The following is an 8,863-nucleotide window of genomic DNA, read 5'->3' as shown; positions in this document are numbered from 1 at the left end:
CGGGCGTGGCTCACGGCCCTGCGTGCGGCCGGCCTGCTCGGCGACGACGCGACCGAGGAGGACGTGGTCGAGGCGCTGCATGCGTACGTCGCGAGCACCCCGGCGCGTCTGGTGGGTGTGGCACTGACCGACGCCGTCGGCACCCTGATGTCACTGGAGGAGCTGCGGCGTTCCCCCCGTGCGACCCGCCTCCTGCGTCTTGTCGACTCCTTGGTGAGGCGATAGCCGGTGGATAGGGACGGGATGCCCCGCCCGGCGACGATCACTCGGAAGGTACCGACTATGTACCGAAGGAGTCGACATGAAGGTCATGGTATGGATCGTCTCGGCGCTGTTGGCGCTGGCGTTCCTGTTCATCGGGGGGACGAAGGTATTCACCCCGACCGACGTGATGGAGCAGATGTCCGAAGGGGTTCCGGTCATCATGCTGCGGATCGCGGGGCTGGCCGAGATGGTCGGCGCGGTCGGGCTGATCCTGCCCGCGGCGACCAGGATCGCGCCGGTCCTGACGCCGATCGCGGCCAGCGGGCTGGTCGTGGTGATGGTCGGCGCGTCCATCATCAACGTCATCATCGGGTTCTACCCGACGGCCGCGCAGACGGTCGTGCTCGGGCTGCTCGCGGCCTTCGTCGCGTGGGCCCGCTTCACCCGCCAGTCCGTCGCGCCCCGCACCGCAGTCCAACCACTGGAGGCCTGACCGTCCCGGCCCTGTCGTGGTGTCGGTCGCCTCGCGGCCGCAACACGTGAACGGCACCCTCACCGTGCCGGGGCATGGTGAGGGTGCCGTTCACGGGTGCGCTGCGAGGGTCGTCGGCGGAGCTTCACCTCACCGACGTGGACTTCACCTCGTCCCGGCACGAGGTGAAGTCCACGTTGATCACGTGCACGTGATCAAACGGTGCGGGCGGCGAGCCTATCGACGATTCAGTGCCAGGCGTCGCTCTAGCCACGTCTGGCACTGACAAACTCGCGTCAGTGGAGCCGCCGCCGAGGTACTGTCGAGCGTGGCTTCGGTGGAGTGAGGCGGTCGGTGTCCAAACCTGTGCTGTTGACCGTCGACGACGACCCCGGGGTGTCGCGGGCGGTGGCGCGTGACCTGCGGCGCAGGTACGGCGACACGTACCGCGTCGTGCGTGCGGAGTCCGGTGACGACGCGCTCGAGGCGTTGCGCGAGATCAAGCTGCGGGGCGACTGCGTCGCGGCGATGCTCGCCGACTACCGGATGCCGCGGATGGACGGAATCGAGTTCCTGGAGCAGGCGATGGATCTGTTCCCGCGGGCGCGCCGTGCGCTGCTCACCGCGTACGCCGACACCGACGCGGCGATCCAGGCGATCAACGTCGTCGACGTCGACCACTACCTGCTCAAGCCGTGGGACCCGCCGGACGAGAAGCTCTACCCGGTCGTCGACGCGTTGATCGAGACATGGCGGTCGACCCAGGACACCTCGGTCGACGCGGTCAAGGTGGTAGGGCACCGGTGGTCACCGGAGTCGTACCGCATCCGCGACCTGCTGGCCCGCAACTCGGTCCCGTACGTGTGGCACAGCGTCGAGGAGGCCGAGGGGGAGCGGCTGCTGCGGGCGGCGGGGGGTCGACGCCGCGGACATCCCGCTGGTGGTGACCTCCGACGGCACGACGCTCACGTCGCCCGCGGACTCCGACCTCGCCTCGGCGGTGGGGTTGTCGGTGGCCCCGGCCGCGGACTTCTACGACCTGATCGTCGTGGGCGGCGGCCCCGCCGGTCTCGGTGCCGCGGTGTACGGCGCCTCCGAGGGGCTGCGCACCGTCCTCGTCGAACGGCATGCCACCGGCGGTCAGGCCGGTCAGAGCTCGCGGATCGAGAACTACCTCGGCTTCCCCGACGGGGTCTCCGGCGGCCAGCTCACCGACCGCGCCCGCAGGCAGGCGACCAAGTTCGGCGCCGAGGTGCTCTCCGTCCGCGAGGTCACCGCGATCGAGGCCAGCGGCTCGGCCCGGGTCGTGCGGTTCGGCGACGGCAGCAGCATCGCCGCCCACTCGGTGATCCTCGCGACGGGTGTCAACTACCGCAGCCTCGACGCGGGCGGCATCGCCGACCTGACCGGTCGCGGCGTCTACTACGGCTCGGCGATGACCCAGGCGCCGGAGTGCGCAGGACGCTCGGTCTACGTCGTCGGCGGCGCGAACTCCGCCGGGCAGGCGGCCGCGTACTTCTCCCGGCACGCCAAGAGCGTCACCCTGCTCGTCCGCGGTGCGTCGCTGCGTACGTCGATGTCGCACTACCTGATCCGGCAGCTCGAGGCGATCGACAACGTCGTCGTCCGCACCCGCACGGTGGTGGAACGCGTCGACGGCGACGGGCACCTGGAGCGGCTGACGTTGCGCGACCAGGCCAGCGGCGACGAGGACACCGTCGACGCCAGCCACCTGTTCGTGTTCATCGGCGCCGCGCCGGGCACGGAGTGGCTCGACGGTGTCGTGCGCCGTGACGAGCGTGGCTTCGTCCCCACCGGTCCCGACCTCCTGGTCGACGGGCGACGCCCGGCCGGGTGGCCGCTCGACCGGGATCCCTACTACCTGGAGGCCAGCGTCCCCGGCATCTTCGTCGCCGGCGACGTCCGTGCCGAGTCCGTCAAGCGCGTCGCGTCGGCCGTCGGCGAGGGCGCGATGGCCGTGACCCTGGTGCACCGCTACCTGGAGGACCGATGACGGGCGACACCGAGCGGCTGACCGCGTACCCCGCCGACCTCCGCCGCTCCGCTCCTCGCTCGGCGAGCGCCTGGCCACGCCAGGTGCTCCGAACCGCTGCGATGCTCACTTTGGAGGACGGCTCATGACACCCGAGGAGCTGCGCGAGCTCTTCCTCTTCGAGGACCTCACCGGCGAGCAGCTCGACTGGGTCGTCCGGAACGGCGACGTCGTGGAGTTCTCCGCCGACACCGTCTTCGCCGCGGAGGGCGAGCCGGCGCGGTGCCTGTATGTCCTGCTGTCCGGCGCGGTCACCGTGTTCCGCACGGTGCGCAGTGACACGGTCGAGCTGCTGCGCTCGGACCACCGGGGCGCGTACACCGGTGCCACCCAGTTCTACTTCGGTGACCAGATCGAGCAGGTCTACCCGGCGTCGTCGCGCACCCTGACGGAGAGCAGCTTCCTCGCGCTGCCCGCACCAGAGTTCGCCGAGGTGTTCCGCGAGTGGTACCCGATGGCCGTCCACCTGCTGCAGGGCACGTTCCTCGGCTCGCGCAACTGGTTCGAACGGATCGGCCAGCGCGAACGCCTCGCCGCGCTGGGCGAGCTGTCGGCCGGTCTGATGCACGAGCTGAACAACCCCGCGGCCGCGGCGTCGCGCGCCACCGACACGCTGCGCGAACGCCTCGCCGGGATGCGCCACAAGCTCGCGATGCTGGCCGACGGCCGCATCGACGGCGAGCAGCTGCGCCGGCTCACCGAGCTGCAGGAGTCGATCGTCTCGCGCATCGCCAAGGCCCCGCGGCTCACCGCGCTCGAGGCGTCCGACCGCGAGGACGAGCTGGGCGACTGGTTCGACGACCACGGCCTCGACGGCGGCTGGGACCTCGCGCCGGTGTTCGTCGCCGGCGGCATCGGCGTCACCGACCTCGACCGCGTGGCCGACGCGACCGCCGACACGTTCCTCGAGCCGGCGATCCGCTGGCTCGCGTACACCGTCGAGACCGAGACGCTGCTCAACGACATCATCGACGCGACCGAGCGGGTCTCCACGCTCGTCGGCGCGGCGAAGCAGTACTCCCAGCTCGACCGCGCGCCGCACCAGTGGATCGACGTGCACGACGGCCTGGACTCCACGATCGTCATGCTGAGCCACAAGATCGGGCCCGGCATCGAGGTGGTCAAGGACTACGACCGCACGCTGCCGCAGGTGCCCGCCTATCCCGCCGAGCTCAACCAGGTATGGACCAACCTCATCGACAACGCGCTCGCCGCGATGGGCGAGCAGGGCACGCTGACCGTCCGCACGACGACGAACGGCGACCAGCTGCTCGTCGAGATCGGCGACACCGGTCCGGGCGTGCCGGACGACCTGCGGCAGCAGGTCTTCCAGCCGTTCTTCACCACCAAGGACGTCGGCGAGGGCACCGGCCTCGGCCTCGACGTCTCCCGCCGCATCGTCGTCGACAGGCACGGCGGTGACCTCTGGGTGGAGTCCGTCCCCGGCGACACCCGGTTCCGCGCCAGCCTCCCACTGCGCGCATCGGACGCTCCCGCGACCTGACGGCGCTCCACGGCACCGGCACCGCACCCGTGAGGGGCACCCCCACAGCGTCAGGGCACGGTGAGGGTGCCCCTCACGGGGAGCGGGTCTCCCGGCTCCGTCAGGAGAACGGGCTCTCCGGTCGCGCCTGGGGGACGCCGTCGATCTCGACGTCGACCTTCTCGTCGTAGAAGCACGCCAGGCCGATGACCTTCTGGCTCTCCGGGGTCGGCGCGGGGTAGGTCCAGACGATGTTCTCGTGGAGCGTGCCGTCGACCTCGACGTGCCAGTAGCTCGCGGTGCCCTTGTACGGGCAGTCGGTGTGGTGGTCGGACGGGCGGAGGAGGTCCATGCGGACGTCCGGCAGCGGCAGGTAGTAGCGGGTCGGGAGGCCGGTCTCGAACAGCATCCTCGGCTGGCGTGAGTCGGCCACCGTCACGCCGTCGATCGACACGACGACGTGGCGGGAGCTGTTCAGGATGTCGACGCGCTTGTACGGGTCGCGCGGGTGGACGTGGGCGGGTTCGTCCTCCTCCAGCCAATGGTCGAGCGAGTTCCAGTCGAACCGGACAAGGCCACGGACCGCCGCCGCGCCGGACTCCGCGTAGCTGCTCGCCGCCTTCTCGGCGACCGCGCCGTCGACCACGACGTCGCAGATGGTCGCCTGCCCGCGGCTCTCGGACTCGTGCAGCTCGCCCGTCGGCTCCAGCTTCGCCCGGACGTCGGCCAGCGGCACGTAGTAGGTCGGGTAGTACGGGATCTCCCAGACCAGCGCGGGGCGCGGCGTGTCGAACACCAGCTGGCCGCCGAGGTAGGCGCGCAGCCGCTTGCCGCTCGTCTCGACCCGTACGCCGTCGGTGCGATCGTCGCCCATGGTGACCTCCCGTCCCTCAGGCTACGTCGAGCCGTGACCGTTCGACGTGCCGCCGCGGGCCGGGAGCAGGCAGACTTGGCCCAGCACCCCCGCGGATGGAGGAGCGATGGCCCTGGTCGCCGGCGTCGACTCGTCGACGCAGTCCTGCAAGGTCGTGGTCGTCGACGCGGAGACCGGGCACCTGCGCGCGCACGCCTCCGCCCCGCACCCCGACGCGACCGAGGTCGACCCCGGCGAGTGGTGGCGTGCGCTGCAGGACGCCGCGTCCGCCTGCGGGGTGTGGGACGAGGTCCAGGCGGTGTCGGTCGCGGCGCAGCAGCACGGCATGGTCGCCCTCGACGACTCCGGTGAGGTCGTACGACCGGCGCTGCTGTGGAACGACACCCGCAGCGCCGAGCAGGCCGACGCCATGGTCGCCGAGCTCGGCAGCGAGTACTGGGCGAAGGCCACCGGGAGCGTGCCGCTGCCGTCGTTCACCGTCACCAAGCTCGCGTGGCTGCGCGCGCACGAGCCGCGGCACGCCGACCGAGTCGCGCAGGTGATGCTGCCGCACGACTGGCTCACCTGGCGGCTGCTCGGGCGGCCGGCGGAGGCGGTCACCGACCGCAGCGACGTGTCCGGCACCGGGTACTGGTCGCCGGCCGAGGAGCGCTACCGCGACGACCTGCTCGAACGCGCGCTCGGCCGCGCTGCGCGCACGCCGCGGGTGCTGCAGCCGAGCGACGAGGCGGGCCACACCACGCGTGGCGCCGTCGTCGGGCCAGGCGCGGGCGACAACGCCGGCGCGGCGCTCGGGCTGCAGGTCGTCGGCGGCGACGTCGTCGTCTCCATCGGCACGAGCGGCACGGTCTTCGGCACGTCCGACCACCCGGCGTGCGACCCCACCGGGATGGTCGCGGGCTTCGCCGACGCCAGTGGCCGCTTCCTCCCGCTCGTCTGCACCCTCAACGCCACCCGCGTGCTCGGCGCGACCGCGAGCCTCCTCGGCGTCGACCACGCCGGCCTCGACCGGCTCGCCGCGGCCGCGCCGCCCACCGCCGACGGCCTGGTGCTCGTGCCGTACCTCGAGGGCGAACGGACGCCCAACCTGCCCGACGCCACCGCCTCGCTGTTCGGCCTGCGGCGCACCACGATGACGCCGGGACACCTAACGCGCGCCGCGGTGCTCGGCGTGCTCTGCGGACTCGCGGACGGGCTCGACGAGCTGCGCGCGCACGGTGTCACACCCCGGCGGATCGTGCTGATCGGCGGGGGAGCCCGGTCCGAGGCGCTGCGCGCCGCGGCGGCCGAGGTCTTCTCGCTGCCGGTGAGCGTCCCCGAGCCCGCCGAGTACGTCGCGCTCGGCGCCGCGCGGCAGGCGGCGTGGGTGCTGTCGGGCAGCGTCGACCCACCGGTGTGGTCGGCGGGCGTGAGTGTCGAGTACGAGCCGCGCGCCGGCTGGGGCGACGAGGTGCGCGCGGCGTACCGCGAGGCGCGCGAACGCGGCTACCCGTCCGCGTGACGACGCTGCCACCGGCGGGTCGGCCAGGCCTCCCGGCGCCAGGCGGCGTCCCAGAACATCCACTCGTACTCGCAGCCCCTGACGAACGCCGCTCGCATCGCGGCACGGATGGGCTCGTCGGCGGTGGTGGCCAGCCGGTCGACGATGCCGCGCATCGTCGCGACCGACGCCGCGAAGTCGTCGTCGGCGTACGTCTCGATCCACGCCGCGTACGGGTGACCACCGAGGTCGCCGACGTCCGCGAGGATCGTGCGGCCGACGTGCTCGTACACCCAGAAGCAGGGCAGCAGCGCCGCGACCAGCTCAGGGAAGCCGCCGTGCGCCGCTGTGGCCTGCAGGTACGACGTGTACGCGAGCGCCGACGGCGCGGTCTCGATCGCCGCCGCCTCGTCCGCCGTGATCTCGAACCGCCCGAGGTAGTCCGCGTGCAGGCCGCGTTCGACCACCAGCGCGGTGTGTGAGCTGCGCGCGAGGAACGCGGCCTCGTCGACGTCGGCGGACCGGGCCGAGGCGACCGCGAGCGCGCGGGAGAAGCCGATCAGGTAGCGCTGGTCCTGGACGAGGTAGAACGCGAACCGGTCGCGGTCCAGCGTGCCGGCGGCCAACGCGCGGTTGAACGGATGACCGACGATCGCGGCCTGCAGCTCGCCGGTGTGGTCCCAGAGGGTCTCGCAGAAGCTCATGCACGCTCCCAGATGGCGTGGAAGTGGTGCACCGGGCCGTTGCCCTTGCCCACGTCCAGCTCGTCGGCGGCCCGCAGAGCCTCCGTGACGTACGCCTTCGCGTCGCGCGCCGCCGTCAGCCAGTCGGCGCGTTGCGGGCGCAGCACGGCGATCGCCGACGACAGGGTGCAGCCGGTGCCGTGGGTGTGGCGGGTGTCGACGCGCGGGGCGTCGAGCGTGTGGACGGCGCCGCCGTCGACGAACAGGTCGGGGCTGCGGTCCGCGCCGAGGTGCCCGCCCTTGACGAGCACCCGCGGGAGGCCGAGCGCCACCAGCCGGCGCGCGTGCTCGGCCATCGCCTCCTCGGTCGTCGCCGGCCCCGTGCCCAGCAGGTCGGCGGCCTCGGCGAGGTTGGGCGTCGCGACGTCGACGCGGGGTAGCAGCTCGTCGCGCAGGGTGGCGACGGCCTCCGGCGCGAGCAGCCGGTCGCCGCTCGTCGCGACCATCACCGGATCGAGCACGACGTACGGTGGCCGGCGCGTGTCGAGCAGCTCCGCGACGGCCGTGATGACGCCGACGTCGCCGAGCATGCCGATCTTCACCGCGTCGACGCGCACGTCGTCGAACACGGCGTCGAGCTGGGCCCGGACGAACGCCGGCGGCACCTCGTACACCGCCGAGACGCCCGTGGTGTTCTGCGCGACCAGCGCCGTCACCACCGACATGCCGTAGCCGCCGAGCGCGGAGAACGTCTTGAGGTCCGCCTGGATGCCCGCGCCGCCGGTGGGATCGGTGCCCGCGATGGTGAGGACGTTCGGGATCATCGGTCGATGCACCTCCGGAGCGCGGCGGCCGCGGCGCGGGCGTCGCCCGCCGCGCAGATCGCCGAGACGACGGCGATGCCGTCGACGCCGGTGTCGACGACGTCGGCCGCGTTGGACGTGTTGACGCCGCCGATCGCCACGCACGGCAGGGCCGTCGCGCGACGCAGCGCGCGCAGCCCTTCGAGCCCGAGCGGCTCGGCGGCGTCCGGCTTGGTCAGCGTCGCGAGGAACGGCGACAACCCGAGGTAGTCGACGACGCCATCCCCGTACGCCTCCGCGGCCTCGACCTCCGCCGGCGTGCTGGTCGTCAGACCGATCACGACGTCGGGACCGGCGAGATCGCGCACCCGGTCCGCCGGCAGGTCGCCCTGTCCGAGGTGGACGCCCTGCGCGCCCGCGGCCAGCGCGACGTCGACGCGGTCGTTGACGACCAGCGGCACTCCCGTGTCGGCGAGGACGTCGAGCAGCCGGCACGTCGTGCGGTACATCTCCGCGTCGCTGGAATGGTGGTCGCGCAATTGGACGAGGCTCACGCCGCCGGCGACGGCGTCGCGCACGACGCGGTCGAGGTGGTGCCCGCGCGACCGCTGGTCGGTGACGAGGTACAGCGAGAGATCGAACGACCGGATCACGAGGCGCGCCTCCGCAGCACGGTCTCGTCGACGCGGTCGAACGCGTCGAGCAGCGCGACCGCGAACGAACCCGGGCCACCGCACTCGCGCGCGGCGAGCTCCGCCGCGGCCGCGACGAGCGTGCTCGCGGTGACGGCGCCGCGCAGCGGCGACCCGCT

At 72.6% G+C, this 8,863-nt stretch carries 8 protein-coding genes and 1 pseudogene; 4 read left to right on the top strand and 5 right to left on the bottom strand.

The features are described 5' to 3' along the window. Positions 1 to 301: 301 nt before the first annotated feature. From GEV10_30925 to GEV10_30915, 3 genes and pseudogenes are all read left to right on the top strand, one after another. Entirely contained in the window at positions 302 to 697 is a 396-nt protein-coding gene (locus GEV10_30925; protein ID MQA82818.1) for a DoxX family protein, read from the top strand. 333 nt (positions 698 to 1,030) lie between these two features. After that, positions 1,031 to 2,690: pseudogene (locus GEV10_30920) on the top strand (response regulator). 124 nt (positions 2,691 to 2,814) lie between these two features. Continuing rightward, a complete protein-coding gene (locus tag GEV10_30915; protein MQA82817.1) occupies positions 2,815 to 4,233 on the top strand; it encodes a cyclic nucleotide-binding domain-containing protein in 1,419 nt (472 codons plus the stop codon). A 100-nt stretch (positions 4,234 to 4,333) separates the two neighbouring features. Here GEV10_30915 and GEV10_30910 read toward each other — a convergent pair whose 3' ends face one another. Beyond that, positions 4,334 to 5,086, bottom strand: coding sequence for a DUF427 domain-containing protein (locus GEV10_30910; GenBank protein ID MQA82816.1), 753 nt, complete (start codon positions 5,084 to 5,086; stop codon positions 4,334 to 4,336). A gap of 106 nt (positions 5,087 to 5,192) precedes the next feature. Between GEV10_30910 and xylB the strand changes: the two genes are divergently transcribed. Then, a complete protein-coding gene (gene xylB, locus GEV10_30905; GenBank protein ID MQA82815.1) occupies positions 5,193 to 6,587 on the top strand; it encodes a xylulokinase in 1,395 nt (464 codons plus the stop codon). On the opposite strand, the gene tenA is transcribed toward xylB, so the two are convergent. The 4 genes from tenA to GEV10_30885 form a co-directional block, all read right to left on the bottom strand. Continuing rightward, on the bottom strand, positions 6,572 to 7,270 hold the full coding sequence (tenA, locus tag GEV10_30900; GenBank protein ID MQA82814.1) for a thiaminase II: 699 nt from the start codon (positions 7,268 to 7,270) through the stop codon (positions 6,572 to 6,574). The two genes, xylB and tenA, sit on opposite strands and share 16 nt — an antisense overlap. After that, positions 7,267 to 8,073: a bifunctional hydroxymethylpyrimidine kinase/phosphomethylpyrimidine kinase gene (gene thiD, locus GEV10_30895; GenBank protein ID MQA82813.1), complete on the bottom strand. Its 807-nt coding sequence runs from the start codon at positions 8,071 to 8,073 to the stop codon at positions 7,267 to 7,269. Before thiD ends, tenA begins: the two co-directional genes overlap by 4 nt. Next, positions 8,070 to 8,705: a thiamine phosphate synthase gene (gene thiE / locus GEV10_30890; GenBank protein MQA82812.1), complete on the bottom strand. Its 636-nt coding sequence runs from the start codon at positions 8,703 to 8,705 to the stop codon at positions 8,070 to 8,072. The genes thiD and thiE overlap by 4 nt, the downstream gene beginning before the upstream one ends. Beyond that, positions 8,702 to 8,863, bottom strand: a 162-nt coding sequence (locus GEV10_30885; GenBank protein ID MQA82811.1) for a hydroxyethylthiazole kinase, incomplete at its 5' end; no start/stop codon positions are given. The genes GEV10_30885 and thiE, both read right to left, overlap by 4 nt.

The sequence above is a fragment of the Streptosporangiales bacterium genome (assembly GCA_009379955.1).
GTDB lineage: Bacteria > Actinomycetota > Actinomycetes > Streptosporangiales > WHST01 > WHST01.
The sequence above is the reverse complement of the archived record's forward strand: the minus strand, read 5'-3'. Positions and strand labels throughout refer to the sequence as shown.